General features: G+C 68.5%; 23 protein-coding genes. 11 read left to right on the plus strand and 12 right to left on the minus strand.

From position 1 onward, the window contains the following. Positions 1-36: 36 nt before the first annotated feature. Positions 37-1,044 (minus strand): TniQ family protein, encoded by a 1,008-nt coding sequence (locus WFI16_RS12585; RefSeq protein WP_419898206.1) that lies wholly within the window; start codon positions 1,042-1,044, stop codon positions 37-39. Positions 1,045-1,190: 146 nt separating this feature from the next. On the opposite strand from WFI16_RS12585, the gene WFI16_RS12590 reads away from it, so the two are divergent. From WFI16_RS12590 to WFI16_RS12600, 3 genes are all read left to right on the plus strand, one after another. Further along, positions 1,191-1,973, plus strand: coding sequence for a hypothetical protein (locus tag WFI16_RS12590; protein WP_419898183.1), 783 nt, complete (start codon positions 1,191-1,193; stop codon positions 1,971-1,973). Positions 1,974-2,877: 904 nt separating this feature from the next. Next, the gene (locus WFI16_RS12595) at positions 2,878-3,213 is read left to right on the plus strand and encodes a hypothetical protein (protein ID WP_419898184.1); all 336 of its coding nucleotides are present in this window, start codon (positions 2,878-2,880) and stop codon (positions 3,211-3,213) included. A gap of 204 nt (positions 3,214-3,417) precedes the next feature. Next, positions 3,418-3,828, plus strand: a complete 411-nt coding sequence (locus WFI16_RS12600; RefSeq protein ID WP_419898185.1) for a hypothetical protein — start codon at positions 3,418-3,420, stop codon at positions 3,826-3,828. A 383-nt stretch (positions 3,829-4,211) separates the two neighbouring features. Here WFI16_RS12600 and WFI16_RS12605 read toward each other — a convergent pair whose 3' ends face one another. From WFI16_RS12605 to WFI16_RS12635, 7 genes are all read right to left on the minus strand, one after another. Further along, a complete protein-coding gene (locus WFI16_RS12605) occupies positions 4,212-4,709 on the minus strand; it encodes a hypothetical protein (RefSeq protein ID WP_419898186.1) in 498 nt (165 codons plus the stop codon). A 26-nt stretch (positions 4,710-4,735) separates the two neighbouring features. Next, complete coding sequence (locus WFI16_RS12610; protein WP_419898187.1) at positions 4,736-6,574, minus strand: helix-turn-helix domain-containing protein; 1,839 nt, start codon at positions 6,572-6,574, stop codon at positions 4,736-4,738. Positions 6,575-6,605: 31 nt separating this feature from the next. Continuing rightward, complete coding sequence (locus WFI16_RS12615; protein WP_419898188.1) at positions 6,606-7,646, minus strand: TniB family NTP-binding protein; 1,041 nt, start codon at positions 7,644-7,646, stop codon at positions 6,606-6,608. Beyond that, on the minus strand, positions 7,643-9,886 hold the full coding sequence (locus WFI16_RS12620) for a hypothetical protein (protein WP_419898189.1): 2,244 nt from the start codon (positions 9,884-9,886) through the stop codon (positions 7,643-7,645). Before WFI16_RS12620 ends, WFI16_RS12615 begins: the two co-directional genes overlap by 4 nt. Further along, positions 9,883-10,647, minus strand: coding sequence for a hypothetical protein (locus WFI16_RS12625; RefSeq protein WP_419898190.1), 765 nt, complete (start codon positions 10,645-10,647; stop codon positions 9,883-9,885). Before WFI16_RS12625 ends, WFI16_RS12620 begins: the two co-directional genes overlap by 4 nt. 373 nt (positions 10,648-11,020) lie before the next feature. Beyond that, the gene (locus tag WFI16_RS12630; RefSeq protein WP_419898191.1) at positions 11,021-13,237 is read right to left on the minus strand and encodes an AAA family ATPase; all 2,217 of its coding nucleotides are present in this window, start codon (positions 13,235-13,237) and stop codon (positions 11,021-11,023) included. Between the two features lie 4 nt (positions 13,238-13,241). Then, positions 13,242-13,613 (minus strand): DUF6634 family protein, encoded by a 372-nt coding sequence (locus WFI16_RS12635; RefSeq protein WP_419898192.1) that lies wholly within the window; start codon positions 13,611-13,613, stop codon positions 13,242-13,244. A gap of 707 nt (positions 13,614-14,320) precedes the next feature. On the opposite strand from WFI16_RS12635, the gene WFI16_RS12640 reads away from it, so the two are divergent. From WFI16_RS12640 to WFI16_RS12665, 6 genes are all read left to right on the plus strand, one after another. Beyond that, complete coding sequence (locus WFI16_RS12640; protein ID WP_314216829.1) at positions 14,321-14,593, plus strand: type II toxin-antitoxin system Phd/YefM family antitoxin; 273 nt, start codon at positions 14,321-14,323, stop codon at positions 14,591-14,593. After that, positions 14,593-15,102: a PIN domain-containing protein gene (locus WFI16_RS12645; RefSeq protein WP_314216830.1), complete on the plus strand. Its 510-nt coding sequence runs from the start codon at positions 14,593-14,595 to the stop codon at positions 15,100-15,102. The genes WFI16_RS12640 and WFI16_RS12645 overlap by 1 nt, the downstream gene beginning before the upstream one ends. A gap of 750 nt (positions 15,103-15,852) precedes the next feature. Beyond that, positions 15,853-16,455, plus strand: coding sequence for a hypothetical protein (locus WFI16_RS12650; RefSeq protein WP_314216831.1), 603 nt, complete (start codon positions 15,853-15,855; stop codon positions 16,453-16,455). Next, positions 16,452-18,383 (plus strand): hypothetical protein, encoded by a 1,932-nt coding sequence (locus WFI16_RS12655; protein ID WP_314216832.1) that lies wholly within the window; start codon positions 16,452-16,454, stop codon positions 18,381-18,383. The genes WFI16_RS12650 and WFI16_RS12655 overlap by 4 nt, the downstream gene beginning before the upstream one ends. Positions 18,384-18,423: 40 nt before the next feature. Next, the gene (locus tag WFI16_RS12660; protein ID WP_314216833.1) at positions 18,424-19,662 is read left to right on the plus strand and encodes a hypothetical protein; all 1,239 of its coding nucleotides are present in this window, start codon (positions 18,424-18,426) and stop codon (positions 19,660-19,662) included. Positions 19,663-19,766: 104 nt separating this feature from the next. Continuing rightward, positions 19,767-20,336, plus strand: a complete 570-nt coding sequence (locus tag WFI16_RS12665; protein ID WP_314216834.1) for a hypothetical protein — start codon at positions 19,767-19,769, stop codon at positions 20,334-20,336. A 36-nt stretch (positions 20,337-20,372) separates the two neighbouring features. Here the strand turns inward: WFI16_RS12665 and WFI16_RS12670 are convergent, their stop codons facing one another. Beyond that, positions 20,373-20,798, minus strand: a complete 426-nt coding sequence (locus WFI16_RS12670) for a hypothetical protein (protein WP_314216835.1) — start codon at positions 20,796-20,798, stop codon at positions 20,373-20,375. A 187-nt stretch (positions 20,799-20,985) separates the two neighbouring features. Between WFI16_RS12670 and WFI16_RS12675 the strand changes: the two genes are divergently transcribed. Then, positions 20,986-22,845 carry a competence protein CoiA family protein gene (locus WFI16_RS12675; RefSeq protein ID WP_442970684.1) on the plus strand — a complete coding sequence of 620 codons (1,860 nt, stop codon included), beginning with the start codon at positions 20,986-20,988 and terminating at the stop codon, positions 22,843-22,845. Between the two features lie 165 nt (positions 22,846-23,010). Continuing rightward, the gene (locus tag WFI16_RS12680; protein WP_314216837.1) at positions 23,011-23,391 is read left to right on the plus strand and encodes a hypothetical protein; all 381 of its coding nucleotides are present in this window, start codon (positions 23,011-23,013) and stop codon (positions 23,389-23,391) included. Here WFI16_RS12680 and WFI16_RS12685 read toward each other — a convergent pair. From WFI16_RS12685 to WFI16_RS12695, 3 genes are all read right to left on the minus strand, one after another. After that, positions 23,375-23,641, minus strand: coding sequence for a hypothetical protein (locus tag WFI16_RS12685; RefSeq protein ID WP_314216838.1), 267 nt, complete (start codon positions 23,639-23,641; stop codon positions 23,375-23,377). The two genes, WFI16_RS12680 and WFI16_RS12685, sit on opposite strands and share 17 nt — an antisense overlap. A 179-nt stretch (positions 23,642-23,820) precedes the next feature. Continuing rightward, entirely contained in the window at positions 23,821-24,330 is a 510-nt protein-coding gene (locus WFI16_RS12690) for a hypothetical protein (protein WP_314216839.1), read from the minus strand. Positions 24,331-24,416: 86 nt separating this feature from the next. After that, complete coding sequence (locus WFI16_RS12695; RefSeq protein WP_314216840.1) at positions 24,417-24,950, minus strand: hypothetical protein; 534 nt, start codon at positions 24,948-24,950, stop codon at positions 24,417-24,419. Positions 24,951-25,609 lie beyond the last annotated feature (659 nt).

Genomic DNA, 25,609 nt, shown 5'->3' on the forward strand with positions numbered 1-25,609 from the left:
GTCGGACCTCTTCGCCACCCTCCGTGCCGCACACCCTCAAGGGCTCCGCGCGGCCAACTCGCGCGCCGCGCGCCTGTACTCCGCCACCGCGCGCACGACCTCCTTCCCGCCGCCGTTGGGCAGCGGCGTCGCCCAGCGCACGATGCCCTCGGTGACCTTCTGCGTCGCCGCCTTGACGTCCGTGACATGGCGCCGCCGCATATGGTCGAGTTCATGGTGGAACCCTGTGGGCCAGTTCCGAACCGCTGCCAGAGCACGGGCCAGCGCCTCGTGCGGCGGCACCTCGACATCGCCCATGTTCTCGAAGCCAAAGAAATACCGTCGCGGGCGCGGTGCCACCGCATCGAGCCCGAGGCGGACCAGGAACTCGACAATGTGGGCGGGCGCCATGTTCCGGAAGGGCGGCAGGGCACGGACGGCCGCTGCCTCCACTGAGAACTGCGGGTCACCCAGCAATCCTTGGACGCAGGCGGTGGCGTTCGCCTGCTCAGGCGTGACCGGCGCCGCCGGGATCCTCCTCAGGTCGCCGCCTTCCTTGCAGCCGCACCAGGCCACATCGTTGCCTTTCCACGTGATCGGGCCCCCGCATGCGAGGCATGTGTCCACGAGGACCTTGCGGTGGATGGGGCAAGCCGAAACGAAGGATAGATCCCAGACCGCAAGGTGCCGCCCATGCTCGGCCAAGCACTCGGGGCAGATCTTGCGACCCGTATTCACCTGGAAGTCGAGGGCGCTGCCAGGGAGCGAATGCCCCCAGAACAAGACGAGGGGTGAGTGCGGATTTCCGCGCCAAAGAGGCAGCAAGGACTCGAGAGGAATCCCGGCCTCCTCAGCCAGCCTCTCGACTGATTCGCGCGATGCCCGCGAGGCGAGGCCCGTGAACCCCAGTCGCTTGCTCAGGACGTTCGGCGTCTCCGTCCGCCGCCGCCGAGCGAGTCGAAAGACGTAGCTCTGAAGGCTCTCATCCGCGGCTGGCATGAGGCCGAGGCTGTGGGGGCGTGGCCTATCCCCTGGCGGCAGGCGCGGCTGTGGCGGAAGCGGCATGGGCTCGGACACTACAAGGACAGCACGCCTGCAGTCGATCGGGTACGGGGAGGATGCTGTGGTGCCTTGGGCGTGGTTGAGCTCCGTCTTCCATCCGCCTGCACGTGACGATAGGGTGCATCGGCCCCCACTGGGTCGGAGTGCCTGTGTTCAGCAAGCTCACCTACCCGAACGCCATCGGGTTGCTCTCCGCCGTCGCGGCGGCCCTCGCCATCTACCTCGCCCTCGTTGACAAGGTGGCCGCCGCCGCCACGATGGGCGGCCTCTTCCTGGTCATGGCGGTCGTTCACCAGCTGCCCCGCTTCAAATCCTTCAAGGCGTTCAGCGTCGAAGCCCAGCTTCAGGACCGCCTCGAGCGCGCCGATGAGCTCATCGAGCAGCTCCGGTCGCTGAGCCTGCTGGTCGCCAAGGCGGGCTATGCGAGCACGGGCATCTCGACGATGGCCTTCGGAGGTGTGCAAGGGAGCGGGGACAAGCTCACCAGGGACTTCGACGAGTTGCTAGGGCGCCTGAAGCTGTCCCGGGCCGAGCTCGCCGATGTGCGCCAGCCACTTGTTCGTGGCATCGGGTTCCGCCTCTGCGCGAACTTTCAGCAAGTAATCTCCTCGCTGCCGTACCATGAAGGACTGGTTCCTCGAAACATTGGCGAGATGATGACATCCGAGCATGCGCGGCTGTTGAGCATAGACAGCGGCGCCGACTTACGGACCATGCTCGCCATGTACCCGCCCGGCGGACTGTCCCAGGCCCAGCGGTCGGCAGCCGACCGCTACATTGATCGGCTCGTGTCACTCTACGAGGGCTGCCAAAAGGCAGGTGGCCCGACACCGGAGTTCATGGCCTTGGAGGCCCGGGCCCTGTCTGGCATAGACGCAGGCGAGGCCGCGCTGGCCATCTTCGAGGGAAGGGCATCGAGCGAGCTAGCCTGATGGCTCGGCCCGTCCGCAGGCGTCGTGATGAGCCGACTCATTCACTGCGGGGTGCGCACGCCCTGAACCGGCAACGGACAGGCGCCGACACAACACGAGCGTGACTCATCCTGCAGGATCCGCCTAGAAACGGGAAACCGTTGGCGCGAGAAGCATGGCATTCACCAGCGTTCCCAAAGGTACCCGCGACGGGGTTCATGGAAAGGCTTCGGTTGTCGAGGTGCGAGATGAGTTCGGGGCCTTCGTCGGGTACGAGGTTCGGCTGAATGGCGTCGCTGTGGGTGAAGGCGGCTGGTTCTCCGAGGAGGGTGAGCTTGGTGCCGCCCTGCTGGCGGCCCTCAACCTTGCGACGACGGGTACTGCTGAGGGTCCGGAGGAACCGGCGTCGGTGCCGGGGAGCCGTCGCAGCCCGTAGCCATGGCCTCGCGTGCGGATTTCCTCAAGCGGCAAAGCATCAGCCAATCCTGGTGGCTGCGGTCGAGCAGGGAGAGCGCGCCATGCTCAGCCTCGTGCGCCTCCGCACCTGGCAGCCAAGCAAGAGCCGTTGCCAAAGCGGCTCGAGCGCCCGCGTCATGAGCTGCCTGACCCAACGTCACCGGGTCGGACGCAAGGATACGCGCAAGGGGGACGTGGCGCATCGCAACCGCGCGAGCGAGGGCGTCGATGTGCGCCTCCTCCCAGTCCTTGTGGTGGTTGCTCAAGCCTCCAGGTTCGACGTGCGTTCCGGCTGTCATCGTGCGCTCCCTGTGTCCCACCGCGACCGACGCCAAACAGAGTGCGTCAGCGGGAAGGCGCTCATCGAGAATGCCGCGGCTTGGCCCGCTTGAGAGCCCGTCTGTGCATGGAGGGCAGGGCCTGCAGGTACTCGGCCGCGTCTGCACCGGACTGATAGGACGACCTCTACGTGGTCTGCGGCCAGGCACAGAAGTGCGTCCGCTGGCGGGACGACGCCGAGGCGCTGTTCCGCCACCTGCAGTCACGCGGGGGCAAGCGCCTGGCGCGCGCGGCCCCGAGTCGGTTCGAGCGGGGCGAGGTATCCGCCCTGCGGAAGCTGGAAGGCAGGCACCGAAGCTCCGAGCGCGAGTTCGCCGCCTTCATCGTGCAGCCGGGCCTGTTGCGGGCACTGGCCGAGGGCGAGCACCTGGAACTCCTGGCGGCGACGGAGACCTACTTTGGCGGAGACGTGGGGGCTGCCGCTGGGCGTCATAGCCAGCCAGTGATGGTCGTGGGTTCAGAGTAGCCTGCCGCCATTGACATGGCCCGCCGACCATCCCCCAGTTCCAGGTGCGCTCAGGTCTGGGCGTCTATCTTATTGGAGGTCGCTTCGGTGTTGCCTGTCGAAGGATACCCTGGAGGCTAGGTACTGACCTGCGACGCGATCTCTCTTGCCACGACACGTCGCAACCTGAAGCCGTGCAGGCGAGATGGTTGGGACATGCCGAGGGTGCTGTTGATCGAAGTCTCCTCGACCGAAGCTTTGCCGCTCGAAGAGTGTTGTGAGGCGGTTCAGCTCCCAGCAGTCATCGACGATGTCATGGCGGCCGCCCGCAACATGCTCTTGCTGGATGCCTCGCTGCGTCTCGAGCATCCCAAGCGGGTGAGCGATGGCTACGAAGTTCCGCTTGGTGCCCCCGGATGCGCCGCCTGGATTGCCGAGGTCGACGGCAGGACCGCAAAGTCGTGGCGCAAATTTTGGGACAGTATTGGCAAACAGCGCCCAGAGACCGGGGGCATCGCGCTCCGCCCAGATGACGAGCGCCTGTCGGAAGCGCTGAGCGAGTTAATGTCTGAAGTCTCGCCTGAGGAAATGCGTTCGTCCCTCCTGGGCTCCTTTTCCCACGCTTCTGACGGATGATCGTGTTGAGGGAGAGACGCAATGCATGACATCGAGATAGTCACCGTGCGCGCGGAAACCCACTGCGGGCCCCTCGACTTGGCCGTCCGTCGGGTTCGGCAGTCTTTGGGAGAGGCGGGCAGACTGGGCTTGATTGAACGCGCGCTTGAGGTCGGCGACTCTGACCTTGCCGTTCAGTACCTGAGGGATTGGGCCACTGTGCTCGAGGCAAGTCCGGATAACAGTATCATGGACCGCGTCCGGCTGGCCTCGATGAAACTACAAAAGCTCCTGACGCACGAGGTCGTCCATGGTCGTTTCAGCCTGCTCGACCGCACAGCGCCGGAAATCGTGAGGTATGAACAGGAAATGCGTTGGCGAGGATTGCAGTCACGGTACAGCCCTCACCTGGAAGGCGTGCGGGCGGAACCGCGTGCAATCTGTTCAACGGCCGCTGAATAGTTGGCGGCCGCATCTCGAAAGAGAATGCGGCCTTCTCCAGGCTTGCTCACATCGACAACGATGCACGGTTCGTTGGGTGCACCGGCTCCCAGCGAGTAGATTTCCACATCGTAAGGCACGTCCGTTGGATCGGCAGCAACTTCGACCGCGAGGTTCTCGGACTGATAGGTTTCAAGCGCGGCCTGCTTTTCATCCGCTTGGGAGTCCTGGCCGCTCGCACGAAGGTCCGCAATCTCATCCACCTTCGCGCCAATGTCAGTCTCGAACTTGACTACCGCTTCGTGCGCCTCGTCAATGGAGCCGCACTTACGTGCCAGAGGACGGCCAAAGGCAAACGGGATGTAGTGCCATCGACCCGAGATCCAGATTGCCTGCGCCGAGGAGTCCTCGGGAGGTACATTGTCGTAGTCGAGCCACCACGGTAGCTGCCGAGAGGCCATGTTCTTCCCCGAGCTAGGGCGCTTTCTTAATCCTCGGTGTCCGGTGCGACAACAGGCTGCTTCAATCCGGTTCCGGACCCATCCTCCACGAGTCCTTTCCTGAAGAACGCCTGCCGCCCACCGTCCACCCCCGGCCCGGTGACCGGCAGCACTCCCACCGCACGCAGGTCCGCCGCCAGCTTCCGCGGCGACGTGCCGCGCTCCCGCGCCAGTTCCGCGCCGGAGACGTACACCGCCCGGAAGCGGTTGAGCTCGGTGGCCGTGACGGCGCCGCCCTCGGTCCTGAGCAGGCCGCGCCGGATCAGGTGCGCCACCACCTCGCGCTTGAGGCCGAGCAACGAAGCGGTGGCGTAGGCGCTGAACGGACCCCGCTCGAGAGGGGCCGCCGCCCGACGCACGGCCGCCCGGTCGAACCGCAGGCGCTTGAGGCCGACCGCGGCATGGTCGTAGGCGGCCACTGGCAGGTGCCCCGCGAGCACCATGCCCACGAACTCGGGCAGCTTGACGCCGCGCCGCTGCAAGGCGCCCGCCGCCTCCTCGAAGCCAAGGAGTCCCGGCTCGAGGCCGGTGTCAGCCGGGGCGCCCGCCGCCATGCGACCCGGCAGCGCCTCGATGCTGGCGCGCCGGAACGCCCACCGGCCCCAGCCATCAGCGGCGGCCCGATGGACCGCCTCGAGAACGCCTGCCTCCGTCAGCCGCCGCACCCGCGCCCTGGATACGCCCAGGGTGGCTGAGGCTTCGTCCAGTGTCAGCGCGTCGCGTAGTTCGGCCGCCAATCCTTCCACCTCCGCGCGGTCGATCACCGCCGGTAGGCCGCGTCCGCCACCGTCGGGCATGGGCAGCAGGCCAGCCTCCGCCATGCGCTTGGTCGTCTCCACGGACCTGCCCACCATGAGCGCGACCTCCTTCAGGGCGACGCCGTCACCCTGGACGCCCAGCAGCAGCGAGCGGTGCATCCGGCGTCCGAGGACTGGGTCGGCGGCAAGGAATTGGCGGGTCGCCTCGGCCAGGGCGTCGCGGAACGGCCCGGCCTCCAGCATGGAGAGCCAGCCGTAATAGGCGCCCATGGTTTTGGTGGCTCCGAAGCGTCCGGCGCGGGCGGCCTCCTCGGCCCGCGTCGTCGCCAGGAAGCCATGCAGGGGTACGGGCCAGCCCTCGACCGCGCCCAGGCCAGCACCGACATCGCGGGCCACGGCTTCTGGCCTGGACGCGACCAGGGTCTCGATGCGTCTCTCCTTGCGCCAGCCGGTCAGGAACATGCCGGTGACCATGACCAGGCGCACGAGGTCGGCCGGTCCAACTGCCAACAGAGCAGGGGGTAGCCATGGGACCGTCTCGCCCGTGGCCAGCGCCAGCACGCGGGCGCTCGCCTCAGCCTCGTCTGAGGGGACTGGCGTTCCGGCGAGCGCCAGCAGGTCGGTCCCGCAGGCGCAGCGGGTGACGTCGGTTCCGTTCCACCCCAGGCCCCGGCATCTGGGTCTGTGACACCTGTCCACGAAGCGCAAGGCGTGGTGGGAGCAGGCGGTCACCAGGGCGCAGTCCCAGGCGGCACGCTGAATGGGCGCCGCGGCGAGACAGGCTGGGCAGGCGCGTCGCCGTGAGATGTCGATGAACTCGCGGTGGAGCTCACCGCCAAGGAAACGGTGGTGGGCGAGGCGGCCGGTAGGGCGGTAGGCGGCGGCTTCGAGGGCTGAGGAATCGGCGCCCGAGATGGTGGCAAGGGCGGACATGTCGTCGCCCGAAGCGGCCGAGCCGGGCTGGCGCAGGCCGACATGGATGGCGAGGCGGTCGGCGCCGGGGAAGCGGGCACGGCCCGCGAACCGCATCATGAAGCCTGGTATGCTCTCGCCCGGCACGATGCCCATGCCGAGCGAGAGTGGCTGTCTGCCCATGTGCTCAGGGCCGGAAGTTGTGGTGGCGGTCGCTGCGGCGGGTGCGTCCGCGCAGGCGGGTCTTCTCGGGTCCCGTGTCGATGGTAGGCCCGACTGCCTCGGGGAAGGCGGGGCGCTCTGCTGTCCACACCGCCGACTTGCCGTATGCCTTCACCAGGTGGGCGTAGGTAAGCCTGTCCGCCTTCCCGGACGCCATGTCGTAGATGGCTTCCGCGGCGGCGTTCTCGATGAGGGTCGCCATGTCGCCAAGATATCCCGATGCGGCGCGGCAAAGCGGATAGGCCACCTTGGCATCCGCAAGGCCGGACAGCGCGCCGAAGATGTTGTCCCTGAGGAACTCATCCCATTCCATCAACACGTCCTGCAGGAACTCGCGGCTTTCGGCGATGTCCCAGTCCAGCGGCAGGAGCTCGTGCCGGATGCTCGCCCGCCTTCGAAATTCCGGGTCGGCCTCCCTGAGTAGCAGGAGGGATGCCGTACCGGCGATGATCAGGGACGGCCCGCCCTTGGCGTTCACGATGTACCGGCAGAGACTGGCGATGCGCTTGATGGCAGCGGTGTCCTTGCCTTCGAGGCACTGGCTGAACTCGTCAGCGACGACGAGCCTGTTCCCCACTTCGCGACCTACTGCGACGATGTCCTCCTGGATGACGAGGCGCTTGCGGCCCCGACCCACGATGTGGTCGATGCTCTGGCCCGTCAGCGCGGCCAGCCAGACCTCGGCGACGTCCTTCTCGCTTCCATTCGGAACCTTGAAGTACAACACGTCCTTGCGGTCAGCGAATGCGCCATCCGGGCCAACGATGGCGCGTGGTTGGTCGGGGAACTGCCTGGTGTAGTCCAAGACGAGCTTAGACTTGCCGCTGCCTGAGCCGCCGACCAGGAGGAGGATGCCAGCCTCGCCCGACGACCCATGGTCGCGGTGGTGGAGGCGGCGGATGTCCCGCTGGATCTCGTCCGACTTGTCGGTCGGGAGGTAGAGCTCGCGGAACCCGCCCGAGAGCCTGGTGAGACGGTCGATTTCGTTCTGGTCCATGGTGCTCATTGCCCTTCGTCGCCGCGCATGCGCTTCGCCTGCCGCCGCGGACGTGCCGCGCGGCTCTCGTCGACCGTGTTCTCGGGATTGCTGGTCGCCGCCTGCGGCTCGCTGGCGTCTGGCTGCGGCTGCACGTCGCCGGTGTCGTCGCCGGACGGTTGGTTGCTGTTCATCGTCAGGAAGCGGACCAGGGCATTCCGCTGGCGCTTGGACAGTGACTTTCCGTCCGCCAGCAGCCGTGTGGCGTCCTCCACCAGCGCTGCCTTTGTGGCGCGCAGCTCGTCGGTGTCGTAGGTCCGCTCCAGACGCTTGTTGAACTTGAGGGTGATGTCGTGCTGGTGGAGGGTGAGGCCGACCATCAGGCGACGGTTGAAGGGTTCGACCTTTGCGATCGCACCCGTGAATGGGTTGACGACCCAGGCTTGCGACACATCGTGCTCGTCGAACAGGACCTGAACCTTTTGGCCCTTGCGGTAATTCGGGTTGGCGACGATCTGCCGGATGGCCTCGCCGTGCCACGTGAGACCCTGGGTGGTGACCCTTCCGCGCAGCGGCAGGCACATGTGCCGGTGGGTGAGCAGAACAGTCAGGTCGTGCTCGCTGCGGAGTGCCCGCAGCAGGCGCTTGTCCGTGTGCTCCTGCCAGCGGCGAAGGGGCACGTCGTCGATCCCGGTGTGCCACGACTTGGCGTAGACCATGGCGACCCAGGTCCAGAGGCGACGCACGAGGTCGGAGTACCGGATGATGGCATCCGGCTTCTCGGGGTCGTTATCCTCGCGGTGGCTGGGCGGGTTGGGTCCCGCAAGCGGCCGCTCCGCCTGTTCGCGGAAGTTCCGGATGAAGCGCTCGATGCACGCCTTGAGCTGCGGGTTCTCGCCCTCGGCGTAGTCCATGATCATGTCCAGGACCAGGGACGCGTTGCGCACATGGTCATTGTTCGTCGCCGCGGCCTGGTCGAAGAAGAACGACATCGGAACGCCGGTCGGGAACTCGTAGTCGAGGTTCGGCACGAGCTTCTTGAGGAAGCCCTTGGGCGTCATCGTCATACGCAGGACGCTGAACCCGATGCCGAGGGTCTCGCCCGCGAAATGGACGATCAGCGCGAGCGGCATGCGGGTGAAGTGGTCGTAGGCGATGGAGACCCAGGCGCCGCCCATGTCCAGGCCGCTCCGGTCGTCCAGCACCCTGATCCGCCGCAGGCGGAAGTGATCGACCTCGACACGCTCCAGCGGGAACGTCGTGACCACACCGTTGCCGATGGTGCGGACCTTGTCGAACTCCTTCTTGCCCTTGCGACGGCGGAGGGCGACGTGCTGGTCAACCTCCTCGCGGATGTAGCGGGCCACCTGGCTCTCGCTGGGACACCAGAGCTGGTTGTCCGGGTTCGCCTTGTTCCAGTTCGTCACACGGTCGTTGAGCGCGCTCCAGACCTTCGACTTGCGGTTCTCCTGCCGCGTGAGCCAGATTACGGTGATGGTCTCGATCAGCCACTGCTCGACCATGGCGGGCATCTTGCGCCCGCGTGGGCCCTGCCTGTCGAAACGGGGCGCGAGGGCGCGGATGTCCCCGGCCGCCTGCTTCAGCGTGGTCAGCCAGCCGTAGAACGTACTGACGCCCGGGGCCTTCTGCCCGGTCGCCTCCGCGACCTGCTTCAGGAAGGCGAGGAGGGTTGCCTTGGAGACGCGACCGCCGAGGTCGATGCGCTCGGCGACGGGGAGGTCCGGCATCCTCTCGCGGTAGAAGCGCTCCGGGTCGCGGTACGCCTCCACGAAAACGGCGCTCCACTGGACCTTGGCCTTCATTGAGCTCGGCAAGCCGTCGAGCGGGACACGGAGCACTTCCCGGATGCGCTCCGGCAGGTCCGCGTCAGGTGAATCGACGACCCAGCTCTCTCCGCGCCAGCACTCCTCCTGCCAGGCGATGGAGTTGACGACGGCGGTCTCGTCGGTTTTGACGTTCTCCAGGTGGATCAGGCCGCTCTTGAACAGCTTCACGCGCCAGACGCTGCCCTGGCGGTGGATGTATGTGCCGCGGACGAGGCGTCGCCGGTCCAGCGGCTTCGGGACCGTTGGCTGGCGCAGGCTGCCGTTTTGCCAGTGGAGGATCCAGGAGGCGAGGCCCCAGGTCAGGAGCTCGCCGGTCATCAGGTTCCGCAGATCGAGTCCATCGTTGTCGAGGCGCTCGACCTTCCACGGATGGCCGTCCCAGCGGACGATCTGGCCCAGTCGGGGCAGGTACCGGTTGCTCATGTGCGCCACCCCTTGGTGCGGCAGGCGAGCACGGGATTGTCCGGCCCAAGCCCGGCCGAGACGTCGGCCACCACGAACCCGTTGGCGACCATGGACAGCAGCTGCTGCCAGGTGGCGAAGCCATCCAGTAGCCGGTGCAACTCCCCGAGGGTGGCAGGTGCGTGACGCTCGGCCACGGTCGACACCGTGAAGGGCAGGGAGTCCGGCCACTGCCAGTATCGGTAGTAGAAAAGGTCCTTGGCGCCGGGCAGCGCGGCGTCCTCGGTGACTTCGTCGCGGTTCAGGTGAACGAAGCCCAGACCCTGGCGCTCGCAGGCCCCGCGCATGGCGGCGAGGCGCTTCTTGCGGCGCGCGTCCGGCTTGGCCAGCGGGTGGAGGATGGTCAGCGCATAGGAGCGCGTCTCCTCATGCACGATGAAGTCGGGGATGAATTTGAAGTCCTTGCCTTCCCAGTGGACTTCGATGGCCTCGGCTGTGGAGGTCCAGCCCAGCACCTCGTGCCGGGCGTCCAAGAGGAACGCTGCGTCGCGATGGTGATAATTCCGCAGCCGTTCGTAGCGCTGCGCGCCCTTCGCAGGCGGGTAGTAGGTCGGGACCTGTGCCCGGGTCTTGGGCTGGTCCTGTTCCTCTTCGTCCGGCTCCTCGCCCTTCTCTTGCTTGCTGGCAGTCTTGTCCTTGGCCTTCGCCTTGGGGGGCTTGGCCGAAAAGTGGGGGTTCCAGTTGCCGTGCGTCGGCACTGCCCCCAATGCGAACTTGCGCATCGTAGCTTCCAATCCTTCGAGCGTTCGGGATGCCGCTGGTGGGCGGCGTCAGACGGCGCGGGAGCGACGTCTCAGGGCGGTGAGGCCGAACGCGGCCCGGAAGGCGGGAAGGAGACGGCGTGCGCGGCCACACGGCGCGCGGTGCGCCCATGCGGGCGCAAAGGATTTGTGCTGGGGCATGATGTGCTCCGCGGTGAGGCCAGAAAAGCTGCAGGCGGGCACGGCAACATCGGCGCCGTGCCGCAAATCCTCAGTCTCTGGCTCTTCGCATGGCGGAGGTCATGGCTGCAGGTACGCGCGATCCCGGTGTTGGTTGCATCGCCGCTTCGGGCTTCGTCCCCCTGCCCGGGATGCGGTCCTTGAAGCGGGTCCGTCATGGCCGCACCCTCCGGAGGCGGCGACCGGCGCCGCGCGGTCGGCAATCCTTCGTGGCCGCCTCGGACGCCGAGACCAGGGCCTCGATCTCGGCGCCCGGCACTGTCTCCTTGGCGACCAGCAGGTCCGCCAGGCGGCAGATGGCCAAGCCGTGGCGCCGGACCACCGACCGCGTCTCGGCGTAGGCCGCATCCAGCATCTCGCCGACCCTGCGCGCGACGTCCGGCCGCGCCGCGAGCAGGGCGGGGACACCGGCCGCGTCCGGCAAGCCTCGCCAGACCAGGGCGCCGCCGCCCTTGTCGAGGCCGAGCGCGGTCACCGCCGCTGTCGCGAGGCGCGTCGCCGTGGCGAGGTCGCTCTCGGCGCCGCCGCCGCTCCCGGCAGAAGCCTCGCCGAGCAGCTCCTCCTCGGCCGCCCGGCCCGCCAGCGCCTCGCGCAGCAATGTTGACAGGGCCGCGCGGGTGACCGTGGTCTGGCCATCGGCGGGCTCCGTCCAGAGCACCCGGCCCGCGCGGTCGCCCTGCGCCAGCACGCTGGCCGAGATCAGGGCACCCGGCCTCCCCAGCGCCGCGACCACGGCGTGCCCGGCCTCGTGGATGGCGACGCGGCGCAGCACCTCCGGGGCCGGGCGCGACCCGTTGCCGCGCAGTTCCGCCTCCAGGTCGGCCAGGGTCGCCTCCCGCCGGTCGTGCCGCGCCCGCCGCCGCATTCCACGGACCCAGCGCTCGGCCTCGGCGCCGGTGGACCCGAGGCCCAGCAGCGCAAGGCGCGACAGGTCGGCGCCGGGCAGGTCGCCGCCGAGGTGGTGGCGCAGGATGGCGGCCAGCGCCGCCTGGTCCGGCAGCGGCACCCCGATTAGGCGCTCCAGGCGGCCCGGCCGCAGGATGGCCGGGTCGATGCGGCTGGCGTCGTTGCAGCAACCCAGGACGACGACGCCCTCGCGCGTGGCGGCGCCGTCCAGTTCCTCGAGGAAGGCGTTGACCACCTGTACCGAGTAGTCGCGGTCGTGGTGGCGGAAGGTGGTGCGGTTGCCGAAGCTGTCGATCTCGTCCACGAGCAGGATGCAGGGCGCCGCCTTGCGCGCCGCCTCAAAGGTCCCGCGCATGGCGCCGAGGGTCGTGCCGAGGTGGCCGTCCTTGGCGCCCTGCCACTGGCCCAGCGAGCCGGTCACCAGCGGCACCCCGCACTGCGCCGCCAGCGCCCTGGCGAAGGTCGTCTTGCCAGTGCCGGTGGGACCGACCAGCACGGCGCCGCGGTCCACGTCGTTCCAGGTCAGCGCGCCTCTGGCGTAGTCGGCGAGGTCGCGCGCCACGTCCTTGCCCCAGCGCGTTGCCTCCTCCATCCCGTGCAGACCGTCGAGCGTCAGCGGGCGGACGGAGAGCCGCTGAGACGCCAACTCCGCCAGCCGCCGGAGGTAGTCGTCGGCGTCCTGGTGGGGCAGCCGGGCCAGCCACAGGTCACCGACGGTGACCAGCCGCGCCACCTCCGGCGGTACGGACGCGGTGACCGGCGCGGCGCCCGTCAACATGGTCGCCGCCTCGGCCAGCGCGGCCGGATCCAGCGGGCCGACGGCCACCGTCGCCGTGGCGGCTCGCAGCAGGTCCGATGGCAGGCAGCGGGCGGGCGCCGGGCTGAAGCCGTAGACCGGGCGCCCGCTGGCGACCATGGTGCGGACGGCGCCGTTGCCGTCCTCGGGGCGGTGCCAGCGGTCGGAGCCGTCCCGGCGGAACTCGGCCCAGCTCGGCTCAATCTTGCTGATCCGCCGATAGGGCCGATCCTGCGCGTCGTCGCCGTCGAACGGTACCTCGTCCGTGCCCTGGATCAGCATGCGCCAGGTCTCGGCGACGGGAACGACCCACTCGGCGTCCGGCACCTCGACCACGAGGACCGCGCCCGGCTCCCGCGCCCTGCCGTGCAGGGTGGGGTCGGCCTCAAGCAGTCGCCGGATCATGGCGTGGGCTGCGGCCTCGGCGGGGTCCTCCAGGCGCACCCGCGAGGGCCGGTGCGCGGGCGGCGGCTGCGGCTTCCGCGCCTGCGGCGGGATGGGGCCGAGATGGAACGGCTCGTGGCCGATCTCCTCCTCGACGGCTTCGGCCAGACCTTCGATGGCGAGGTCCAGCGCGTCGCCGGTCAGGGCGGCGGCGCCACCCATGCTGCCGGGCGGTAGGGCAGGTGAGGGGGTGGATGCGGAGGTGTTGGGGATGGGGTTCGGCATGGTGTCACCGCAGGCCCAGGGAGCAGGTCCGGTCGGCGGGCGGCGGCACGATCGGCATGGGCGCGCGCGGGGCGCCGAGGCGATAGAGGCGGTTCAACGTACGCGCCCAGCCCACGGTCGGCGCGAATGCCCAGAGGTCGGAGGTGCGGCAGAAGGGGCCGTCCAGCAGCGGATGGCCGGTGACGGCGCCGACGAGGCACATGACTGGGCGCGAGGTCACGGCCCAGCCCTCCAGCAGCGGCGCCTCCGACAGCTCCGCCGCCGACGGCATCCCGACGGCGGCCAGGCGCCGCAGGTCGGCGGCCAGCGTTTCCAGCCTGCTGGCTTCCGCCTCGACGTCGCCGCGCACGGTTCCTCGTTCACCGATGATGAGCATGGTGCCTCCTGTTCCTGATGGGTGGAAGTTCGGGTGTTGGTGGCGGCCCGCGCGCGCGGCCGCCGGGCGTCCTATGCGGGCGCGGGAATGACGACCCAGTGCCCGTTCCCGCATTCGCCGATGTGCTCCGCCGGGCCAGGCGGGCCCGGTTCAGTCGCCTCGGAGAAGGGAGCGGCGGTCGTCATGCCAAGAACAGAAGCGGAACATTCGGCCCGGTGCAATAGGCATGCGTCGGTGTGATCTGCCAGCAGAGGAGGCATCACAGGCTGCCTTGAGACGGGGTGACAATCCCTCCCGCAAGCAGATCTACTGCCATGAATCCTTTCGGTTTTCCTTGCAACATTCATGGCGTCGCGGGCCGATGCGACACGTTCGGTGTTGCTGGCCGCCGATGGCCATGCCCGAAATCTCGTAGGATCAGATACCTAGTAGAGGGTGCCGAGTACGCCAATCCGGAGACCGTGTGTCGACCGAGCGCTGAACTGCAAGGTTGAATATGGTGCCGACCAAGATGCGGCCAGGCACCCACTGTCATCCCGACCCGGCATATCGCTCCGCGGATCGTGAACATGGCGTCAGAGAGCTACGACCTCGAGCCCGGGGTAGCGCTGGGTTCGACGACGCTCAGTTCACACAGAGGGCGGGGTCAGGATTGAGTTGTCACTTCAGTCGTCAACTCGTGTAAGTTGCGGCGGAGGAGAGCTGAGATGGCAACATGGCAAGCCGCCGAGGCGCGGCACCGGTTCAGCGAGGTGGTCGATTCGGCGGTCGCGGGCGAGCCGCAGGTCGTTCGGCGCCGAGATGGGCGGGAGGTGGTCGTCGTCTCGAAGGAGTACTTCGAGCGGACCCGGCCGAACCTGAAGACGTTCCTGCTGACCCAGGGCTACGCCGCTGAGGAAGAAGACGAGTTCGACCGCGCGATGAAGGACATCCGCGCCGAGGGGGGTGCCTTCTTCGGGCCGCGCAAAGTCGATATCTGATGCGCTACGTTCTCGACACGAACATCCTCAGCCCCTTCCGAAAGAAGAAGCGGCCGCCCTCATTGACGAGGTGGGTGGCTGCCATCGGCTGGCAGGACCTTGCGACAACGGTCGTGACCATCGCCGAAATCCAGTGTGGTGCGGAGCGGGCGCGCAAGAACGGCGCTGTGGACGTGGCCGCGGACATAGACGGGTGGCTCGACCAGATGCTGGCGGATGGCGGCTTGCAGATCCTGCCCATGGGCATCCACGCCGCGCGGTTGCTCGGCAAGATGTATGAGACGCCATCGCTGCGTGACTTCACCGTCGCCGATCCGCAGGCCAAGAACGCCGCCACGGGAGCCGACTTGGCCGTCGCGGCCATCGCGATCGCCGAGGGCGGAGTGGTTGTGACGGACAACGTCGCCCATTTCGTGAGGATCCACAACGAGTTCCAGCTGCCGGGACTGTTCAATCCCCTCGACGGCGAGTGGCACGTTCGACCGTTGGATAACCTGACGCTCTCCTGAGCCGACGCGGACCGGCCCCGACGAGATGGTGGGGTGGCACCGTGGCGCGTGGTTCAGGAGAGCGGCGGAGGGCAGCCTGTCGCCCTCCGGAGCGCGGCGAGCGCCCACATACAATCCCGCCGTAGCGCGGTGGCCTGCTTGCTGCGCCGCGGCCCCAGAATGCGTGGCCATATCCTCCACGGTGGCTGGCCCGGCGAGCGCGAGCGCGACGTTAACGCGCTGGTGGGCAGCCTGGGCAGATACGCGGCGGCGCGATCAGCCATTCCCCCACGACAGCCCATGCTAGTCAGGGCATCGGCGGTAGCAGGCGCGGCGCCGGTCTCAGCCCCGGTGCAGGCGTCTGTCAATGGCCCGCCGACGCATCAGCCAGCTTACGGTTGACCCTGCGCAGATCTGGATTGGACTCGGGGTACGCCGCATCTGGGAGAGCTGGCACGAGGCCCACGTGAGGAGCACGATACAGCCGCCAGTGCATCGATGCCGACGCGCGGCATGACTGTTCGCGCGGCATGACTGTTCCGGCTGGTTGACGAGAATCACCGCATCAGCGACCATCGCGAAGCGTCAGGTCCCGCCGCTGTTGCGCCGCATGGCACCACCGCATGTCGCACCTGCCACCTTTGGAGCCGTGTGTTTCATCTCGGAGTTCAGTGTGCTCAAGGGTGCCACCATAGAAACTGACCTCGCGCCTGGTCAGTCGTGACCATCACCCCCGATATCAGTGCCGCGCGCCACCGGGATGCTGCCCGAGTGCTGCTCATCATCGACAAGGCGGGTAAGCCACCGAGGGCGGCGTCCACGCCCGACTGTGTGAAGGTGCTGGAAGCCGAGAAGCGCCTTCAGGCACTCGACTTCTGGGTACGGTATCCGGACTACCTCGCGCACGAGTTCCTCAACCGCTACGAGACGGGTGGTAAGCAGGACCAGCGCCTGCTGCAGGTCGCGTCCGAGATCATGGACGGCCCGGAGCCCGAGCTCCGGCGCCTGTACATGCTGCGCTACCTGTTCGGGGCCTTCCAGGTTGTTGACGATGCCCTTGCGCGCCTCGTCTCACACGGCTTGGTCAAGCGACACCGGCTCCTCACGCCGGATGGCGGGAAGATCCGGAAGACGTCCTACCACCTCACCGAGGCAGGTCAGCGGGCGGCGCTCGGCATGGCCGCCCAGGCACCCCTGAACTGGTACGCCCGCCGCGCCGAGCTGGCCGCTGAGATCGCCGGTGACGACAGCGGCGACAAGCTGAAGAGGCGCCAGTACACGGTGGATGCCTACGGGCTGCAGAGGTGGGGGCGGGTCATCCCGCCCATCGACACGGAAGTGAGAGAGCGTCTACGGCGCCTGGAGGAAGCGTGAGCGATTTACCCTTCGCGGATGCGGTGGCCGCGCGCGCCTCGGTGGACGTCGAACGCGCGGTCGAGGTGCTCGACAAGTACCGGGTGACGGCAGCGCCGCAGCCTCCCGTCGCCAGGGAGCTCCGGGTCCGCCGCATCCGCTTCTCGGGCACGAAGATGCTGACGGAGACGGCGCCGACCCCTTTCGCGTTCGATTGGGAAGTCGACAGTGCCGGTTTGTGGATGCTGGCCAGCGGCGACAACCTGGTCGGCAAATCCACGGTGCTGCAGGTGGCCCTCTGGGCTTTGCGGGGACGTCCCAAGTACCTGACCGCCACCGCGCGCGGCTGGATCGAGTCCGTCGCCGTCTCCTTCCTGGCGGGCGGCAAGGTCATCGACGTCGCCTTCAGCAATTCAGACGGCGCAGTGTCAGGTACCGTGACGCTGACGACTGGCGGGAAGCCAGAGATGCTGCGGTTCGAGAACGAGGGGCAATTTGCCCGCGTGATGCAGGACGTGATGCTCGAAGCGCTCGCCCTCGAGCCCGTTCCGGCATCGCGCGCCACCGCCAGCGGCCGCGTGGAATCCCACGACGATGGCTGGCTCGCCTACACGGGTGCCTTCCTGAGCGACTCCCGCAGCAATGCGATCATCGGCGAGGCCACGCCCGGCACCGACCTGACGCAGCGCCTGCTCCAGGTCTACCTGGGCTTGCCGTGGGTGACGACCCTCTTCCAGGCACGGGCGAAGGCCAGGCAGGTCGCGGCGGAGGGCGAGCTCCGGCGAAAGCGGTTCCCCGCCCTCGGCGGTCGGTCGCTGGATGAACTCGAGGAGCAGCTTGCCGGGGTGCGGCGCCAGATCTCGGACGAGGCGTTGAGGAGCACCGCGGCGAAGCTCCTGGTAGAGGCCCAGGCCGAGTTCGATCGCCATCTGGAAGGGCTGCGGAGAGCACGAACCGCCAGGGACGATGCGGAAGAGGAGGCACGGGGCGCCGAAGCACTGTCGGTGATGGCGCAGCGCACGGTGAATGCCCTGCGCGAGGACCACGAAGCCGCGCGGTTCATCCGTCGCCTGGCGCCGACGTGTTGCCCACGCTGCGACAAGCCGATTTCGCAGGCCCGCCTGGAGGCGGAAATGTCCGAGCGGAGGTGCTCGATTTGCACAGAGGACCTGCCCGAGCGGCCCGACGAGGAGGCTAACGCTATCATCGCCGAGGCGGCCGACCGGGCGGAGCAACTCAAGGCCGGGGTGCGGGACACCAGGAAGGCTGCCAAGGCCAAGGCTTCCGAGTTCGAGCAAGCGCAGGCGTGGCTGGATGATGCTGGCCTCAGGCTTCAGGCCGCGACGGGTCTCGGCACTGCGGCGGACCTCCAGGTGCTCACCCGTCAGGAGGCGCGTTTGGAGGGCGTCCTCGAGGTCGCGCGCACGCTCGCCGCGTCTGACGGGGTGAGCCAAGAGGAGGTGAGCGTCCTGGAGGCGGCCGAGCAGGAGGCCAGCGGACGCGTGCAGGCCGCGGCCGACAGGGTTCTCGACGCGGTCTCGGACGAGATGAAGCGCATGGTGACCAAGCTGGGCATGGGAGACGTCGGGAGCATCAGGCTCAAGCGGAACGCGCATGTCGATGTCGAGCAGTCTGGCAAAGTCATAGGCTGGAAGGACATCGCGTCCGGTGAGCAACTCCGCCTCAGGTTGGCCGCCGTCGTGGCGCTTGTGCGCTGCGCAGCCCGCGAGGGCTTCGGGCGCCACCCAGGCCTACTGCTCATCGACTCGCCCGGCAACGAGGAGATGAACAAGGGCCGCGTCTCCGATTTCCTTGCCGAGGTTGCGGCTTTGGTCGGCGAGACCCCCGAAGTCCAAGTCATCATTGCGATGGAGGGGATCGAGAAGGCCGAGGGGGTGGTGCCCCCTGAGCGCCTGAAGACGCCGTCGCAAGGCAAATACATGTGGTAGGACGCGTGCCAGGAGCGGGATCAGAGTCTAGAATCGGGCCATGAGCGACAGTTCGCCAGCGTTGGGAGGGGTTGAGGCTGCTGTTCGCGTCGCCCTGGCGCGCGGCGAACGGCCGTGCCTCGAGGATCTCGGGGGAGAGGAGGCTGTCGTCCGGGAGACGGTGTCGCTCTCGACCTCACGCGACTTCGACGTTGTGTTCCAGGCGCTGGTGGCGGCGTGGGCGGACCTGCGGGACCGGCGTGCCGCGCTGGACTTCCTCCAGCTCGGCCTGCGTAGCAACCCCCACCAGGAATCCTTGGCGTCCGCGCTTGATGCGCTGCCGGGCCTCCCGGCGGCCGACCTGCGGCCGGTGATTCGCGCCTCGGAGATCAGGGTCCGGGATGCCGCGACCCCGCCGATGGCCCGAATGGAGTTTGCCAAGGCGTTGTTGCGGCTTGCCCTGGACGACGCGCACTGGGGCGCGTCAGCGGTTTCGGCGATCCTGTCGCTCGACGACATCAGGGACGAGTACGCGGGCCCGCGGATATGCCGCCTGGCGGCCGTGGCCTACGAACGGTTCCGTGATCATGGCCTCCTTGCGATGCTCGAGGAATTCAGCCACCAACTGGACACCGGCGCCCAGGCATCGGCCGAGCGTGGCCTCGTCGGGTTCATGGAGGCACTGGATGGCCCAGACCTGCCCGCCATCGCCACCAAGCTGAAGGCGGCGCAGGAATGGCTGGAGAAGGCCGTGGATTGGGATGGAGACCAGCGCGACGCTCAGGTCTACCTTCTGCTCGTCCGCATGCTCGTGCCGTTGGCGGAGGGACGTGCCATCGCTGATCCAGCGGTCGCGGAGCGACTGCGGGAGGAGGTGGTCGGACACCACATGTGGGATGAGCCCGCCGCGGGGGACGAGTGGTTGCGGCAAGGGCGCGGAAGCGAGCTGGAGTGGCTTCCGCTGACCGACAGGCTCCTGTCGCTTTCGCGGGACCTGACGCAACCGAGCTGGTTCGATGTCGCGGAAACGCTGACGGACGTCCTCGCCGTCTACACGAACACCCGTGCCGTTCGCCCGGGACCCGAGCGCGTGGTCGGACCAGCGATCGAGGCCGCCTTCATCCGGGAGCGGGGATTGCTGGCGCACCTGAACCAATGGCTCGAGCGCGCGGAGCGCAAGCATCTGGATGCCCGGGAGGCCAGGGTGCTGCGGGAGAACATACAGCGGAGGCTGGATGATCCGCCGGGAAAAGGCCGGGGGACGCTTCGGACCGGCAGGCAAGCCTCCCCTCGGATCTAACTGTCGGTCTCCGCGACGAGTCAGCCAGTGAGGTCCTCCGCGCGGGCGGCGACTACTATGCCCGCGTGCAGCTGAACCCAACCGCTACCAGGGTCTTCGAGTGGTTGGTCGCGGATCTGGAGCGCTCCGGCAACCGCGACTACCACGGTGCCTATGCCTCGCACTTCAACTGGCTTGTCCTCCTCCTGTGCCGCTTCGTCCAGACAAGGACGGATGCCCTCGGGAGCAAGTACCCGTACCTGGCGCGCATTCAGAGGGGCGCGTCGCCGCCGCTCGAGGCCGCCCTGCAGGGGGATCTGGAGGAGTTCCTCAACGGGTTCGGCATGCCGCAGGCCGAGCGCTCCGGCGTCACGGCGGGCCGTGCCGACCTTTACCTCCCTCAGCCGTGGCGTCGGCCCTTCCGCTTTGTGGTCGAGGTGAAGAGGCATCTGACCGCCTGGGACGACGACGTCTGCGACCCGTTCCTGCGCCAGACCACCGCCTACCAGCAAACCGACCTGAAGCTTGGTGTCCTCGCGGTTCTTGATCTGTCGGACCGTCCGTCCGGCGTGCCGGACTTCGAGGAGTGCTTCTGGGTGGCCGTTCGGCGCGTAAGCGGGCGCGACATCCGGCACGCCGTCGTGGTCAGGGTGCCAGGCAACAAGCGCACGCCATCGGACCATGCCGAGCCGTGAGGGCTTGGGCCTCCGTCTGCCTCCTTGCCGTCCCGGTCACCAGCCACGTTCGTAGCGTGGGCCATGACCTTGCTGGTGCCGCCACGCCCGGCGTTGCTCGCGTTCCTGCTCGATGCGCCAAGCCTCGCGCCGCGCGGCCTCGGCGATCCGGGCTTCGTCCCGTTCGCGGCGCCACTCGCGCCACTGCTGGCGCCGCTCCCAGTTGCCGTCGTACGGCCGCTGGTCCCAGTACTGCACGGTCTGCGCCACCGCTGGCGGGGCAGCCAGGGTGCTGGCAGCCGAAGCCGCGGACGCGTTGGGCGACGCCAGCGTGACCAGGCTCGCTGTCATTGCGGCTGCTGCCGCCAATACGATCCGACGCATCTGAACCTCCGGGGTGGGAACCTCGAGGCTGGCAAAGTCGCAGGACAGCTTGTCGGCTGTTGGGCTGAACGATGGCCGCCGCGAGGCAACCAAAGCCATCGCGGGGGCCGACCTGCTCGTCCGGCGGGGCTCCAAGCCAGCAAGTTGATGCTAAGCTGCCGCCTTCCTGAACCTCACCGGGGCCATGGACGGACCAGCCAGCTGCCACCTTTCCACCCCGCCGCCCCCGGACGGGGACGGCACCAAGCTCCCCTACGGCTTGGCCGAGGACGGCCGCTTGGCGCATGTGTCGGAGGTGGCCTCGGGGTTGGGGTGCCGGTGCCGCTGCCCCGGCTGCGGCGAGCGGCTGGTGGCCCGCAAGGGTGCCATCAAGGTTCACCACTTCGCCCACCACGTGGACCGCGCCTGCGTCGGCGCCTGGGAGACCACCCTGCACCGGCTGGCCAAGGAGATCGTGCTGGAGGCGCGCGACATCCTCCTGCCGGACGCAGTGGCCGAGGTCGACGGCCTGCGCCAGGACGTCGCCTTCGCCACCGTCTTCCCCTACGAGGCGGCGGAGGCCGAGGTCGACATGGGTGGCCTGCGACCTGACGCGGTCATCCGCGGCCGGGGCAGGGAGCTGCTCCTCGAGTTCCACGTCCGCCATCCCTGCGGCTCCGAGAAGCTGGCCCTCCTGCGGGAGCGGAACCTGCCCGCGGTCGAGATCGACCTCTCCCGTGTTCCCCGGCACGCGTCTCGTGCCGAGCACGCCGAGCTGGTCCTGCGCGGGGCGCCCCGCCACTGGCTGCACAACGCCAAGGTCGCCGCCGAGGAGGCGCGCCTGGGGCGCATCGCGGCAGAGCGGGCGGCGGTCGAGAGGCGCCGTTTGCACCGGCTCCATGGCCGCATCGCCGACGAGGTTGCGGGCGCATGGATCGAACCAGCGATGCCTGGCCATTCCAGCTGGCGGATCAGGGCCGTGGACGCCGGTTTCGGAGGGTTCGTCGGCCGCAGCGTTCCAGGGGCCGAGTGCTTCTCGGTGGTGGCCGAGACGTGGCAGGCGGCCTTCCTGGACCATGTCGCGATCAGCGCCGCGGGCCACCTGGTGACGGGCGACGCCGCACTCCGAACCCTCCAGAAGCGGCAGATGCTCAAGAAGCCATTCCAGATCCGGCGGAACTGGGAGCCGGAGCTGGTCGCGCACATCCAGGAGCGCGTGCCGGGCTTCCGCCCGCCCCACGAGGTCGTCGCCGACTACGCCGACTGGCTGGCGGAGTGCGGCCTGCTGATGCGCGTCCGCGAGGGCTGGGTGGCCGCTCAGACCGTCGGGTGGGAAGCCAGGCAGCGGATGGAGGCGGCGAGTGAGGCGAGGCGCCGCGAAGGTGAACTCCAGGACAAGCTGGGCAGCCTGCTGCAGGCGGCCGGGCTGCCCTGGGCCGACATGGCAGGTTGGCTGGAGAGGGTTGTCCCCGAGTTCGGGGTGGCGCCTCGTGTGCTGGCCGAGGAGGGCGGCGAAGGCTTCGGGCGCCTCATACAAAGGCTCGATGAGCTCGAGAGGATGGTCCAGCCGCACGCCAGCCCGTACGAGGGCGGCTTGCTGGGCCTGCCGCTGGATGCGGTGCGGCTAAGGCGCCGGGACGAGGCGCGTGCCCGGCAGGAGGCCGCACGCCTCGAGCGCGAGGAGTTCGCGCGGCAGGCTGCGGAACGCCGCCGCAAGGAGGCGGCGGATTTCGTGGCCACCCTGATGCTGGACGCCGTCGCCTTGATGGGCGAGGACGAAGGGGCGGCCTGGGTCAGGGAAGCGGTTCGCGCCGCGACTGGGCTGCCCCTCGACGAGGGCCGGTTCGCGCTGGACTGGCAGGCGAGGAACCGCATCAGCGAGGCGATGGCGGGCGAGCGGGACCGCATCATGGCGGTCCGCGAAGCCGAGAGGCGCCGCCTCGACAAGGAGGCGGAGGCCGCCGCCGCCGTGGCACGTTGGCGGAGCAGCCTCGAGGCCGAGGTGGTGGCCCGCTTCCCCGGCCAGTCGGACTGGGCGCAGATGTGGCTGCGCGGCAAGCACCCCGCGCTGGGTCGGTCACCCTGGGAACAGTGCGTCGACGAGCGGACGCTCGAACGCTGCAGACGCTTGCTAGACGCGGCGCGGCCCAAGGGCAGGCGGCGGTAGGCTGTCAACATGGGCTCCCGCAAGCAGGCGGCAGTGGTTGCTCGGCGCGTGATCGGAAGCACCAGTGCAGGACGCCCGCTGTCGTCGGTGGGCTGACAGGCTTGTGGCGCAAGGGAGCCGTGATCAATCATCGGATGGGCTTACCCAGACGATCAGGAGGCTTCCATGGGCGGTAGCGCGGAACATGCGATGGCTTCGATAGTCGGTGAGCTTTCCCGCTCCGCGTCGGCGCGGCGGTGGGGCTATCTGCACCTGAACGAAGCAAGCTTGCTCGACGCCATCGCCCTGGCGGAGGAGCGAGGGGCGTGGGCCGCCGTCCGGCGTTACCTCGGCTGCAAGGAAGCGCTCCATCTCGACGCCTCTGCCGAACCTTCGCTGGCAGCCCACATGCGTGAACTCCGGGCCCGCTTGGCGGAAGCAGAGGCTTACGAGGCCGTCCACGGGCAGGGGAGCCTTCGCAAGCCCGACCATCCGTTCAACATACGCATGGACGCGATGATGCGCAGGCTTCGGGAGAGTCAAAGGCGGGTCAGCTCCGAAAGCTAGCGAGGTCTACCCGGCCGACGAAGGTGACTGGTTGAAGCACGTGGCCGGACGGGTGCCGCAGCACCGCTTGGCCGGTGACGCGCACGATGCCGCCGCCCCGCTCGTAGACGAACGCGCATTGGCCGTCCTCGCCGCGCGCCAGCTCCAGCATCCACGATCCGTCTGGACCCTGCACCACCGGCGGCTTCCCCTCCGGCCGCTCCAGCGGGGCGGAAGCGTGGTTCTTGAAGGTCGTATCCTTGCCGGACATGCGTGATCCTTCTGCATCCACGCACCGCATCCTTGTGGTCTCCGATTTCGCCTCGCGGGCGTGCGGAGGCGAAGGTGGCGCCCCCGCGATCGCCGGTCCAATCACGCGTTCGGCGCCGCTTGGCGAAACGGGCCGCCGGAGAGGTGCCACGGCCACGCGGCGGCAAGCTCCGCCGGGCGTCAATCCTTCGAGGGTGCCTTGCTGCCGAATGCTTCCGTGACAACACGTACCATCATCTCAACGACCTCCGACCGGCTGCCCAGCCCGTTGTGGCGGGCCAGCGCGTCCAGCCACCCGGCGGTCTCGGCGTCGATGCGGATCGTGCGGAAGCCCCTCTCCCTGCGCACCTCGTCACGTAGCTTCGCGAGCAATCGCGCCCGTGTGGCCCAGGCGAATTCCTCGGTCACCAGCAAGTCGGGCGAGTACGGATCCAGCACGTGCCGCGCCAGCCAGTCCGCCTGCGCGACGCTCCGGGCTCCGCGCCAACCTGCGCGGCGCTCCGCGAACCCGGCTGCGAGCGCCTCGTGTTCCTCGTCGGACGCCTCGGGCGGGAAGGCCAGGACGGGTTCCGGCCCGCCAGCCTCACGGTACTGCCGGACGCGCCTCGCAACGCCCGGGTGCCGCGTGGCCACGCCAGCTTTGGCCAGCCACGCGAAGCATTCGTCGCCGACCTCCTGCTGAAGCAGCATGGCGGCCATCCTCTCGCGCCTGGGCGTCGTGCGGCGACCCATGGTGGCTGTCCTTTCCCCGATGGCGGCGTGGCGGGCAGCCCCGGCTACCCGGCGTCCGTCCCATCCTGTTTTCCTTCTGATGGCCGCATGCGCGTAACTGCGACCCGGGCCATCGCCTTCACCGTCACGGAGCGGCTCGTGGACCCGAATAGCCTGCCGCCGATCTCGTCCAGCCCGAGGGCCGTCCCCTCGGAAACGCGGACCGTCAGGACAGGTCCGCGGGCGATCCGCGCCCGGTCGCGGAGCTTGGCCAGCAGCCGGGCGCGCAGCGCTTTCGCCCGAACCGGCGGGAGCAGGCAGTCGGGGGACACCGGGTTCAGCACGTGGCGCAGCAGCCAGTCGTCCTCGTGGCGTTCGCGCGACTGGAGAAATCTTTGCCTGGCGGTTTCGCTTATCGGCTCCGACCCGCCACCGTCAGAAACCGGAGAGCGCGAGTACGCGTGCAGAACGTTTCTGAGCGCGTCCGAGTACAGTTCGGCGCCGTGCGCCCGAAGCCCGCCCTCGAGGTCGCTTCCGAACTCGGACCGCAGCAAGCGCAGCAGGTCCTTGTCGCGTTCTCCTGGCGATCGCGTGCCCATGTGGCGCCCAATCCTTGTGTCCGCGCACCACAACGGTACCGAGGACGCACGCGAATACCGTGGAGCTCCACGGTCGGCGAGGCTTGGGCGAATACCGTGGAACTCCACGGCAGGCAACACCTGGGCGCAGACCGTGGAGTTCCACGGTATCCGAGCAGGATCGACTGCCTGTCATGCCCGCCCCCGTCCGCCCAGCGAAACTGTTCGGAGGCGATCCGTTCCAGGCGCGATCCGTAGTGAAGTTCCGCGCGATCCGTAGGGGAAGAGCCTCGCAAGCGACTGATTCCTAAGCCGGAATCAGCTCCGAATCTTGAATAGGTTCCAGGAAGGCTCTGCGGTGCCGTTTCGACCCGCCGCACGCCTGCTCGCTGCCGGTCTTCGGTTGCTCAAGGGCCTCAACGGGTTGCTCCGGCGGCAACTCCGTTGAAGGCTGCGAAGCCGCCGTACACCCCGGCGTGGACTGGTCACCTTCACCACATGTGGCGCTTGGCATCTGGGCACCGCAGCCCGGTCGCCGGACCTGATAGCAGGCCACGGACCCGGCCAAGGCCGCCGACGGTTCAGTCACCTCTTGCCGGGGCAGCGGGATGTCAGCCAGCCACGGGTCCGAACAGGCTCCGGACCTGAGGCAGCAAAGTTCACGGAATTGCAACAAGACA

This window comes from Roseomonas sp. USHLN139, from assembly GCF_037145735.1.
Classification (GTDB): domain Bacteria; phylum Pseudomonadota; class Alphaproteobacteria; order Acetobacterales; family Acetobacteraceae; genus Pseudoroseomonas.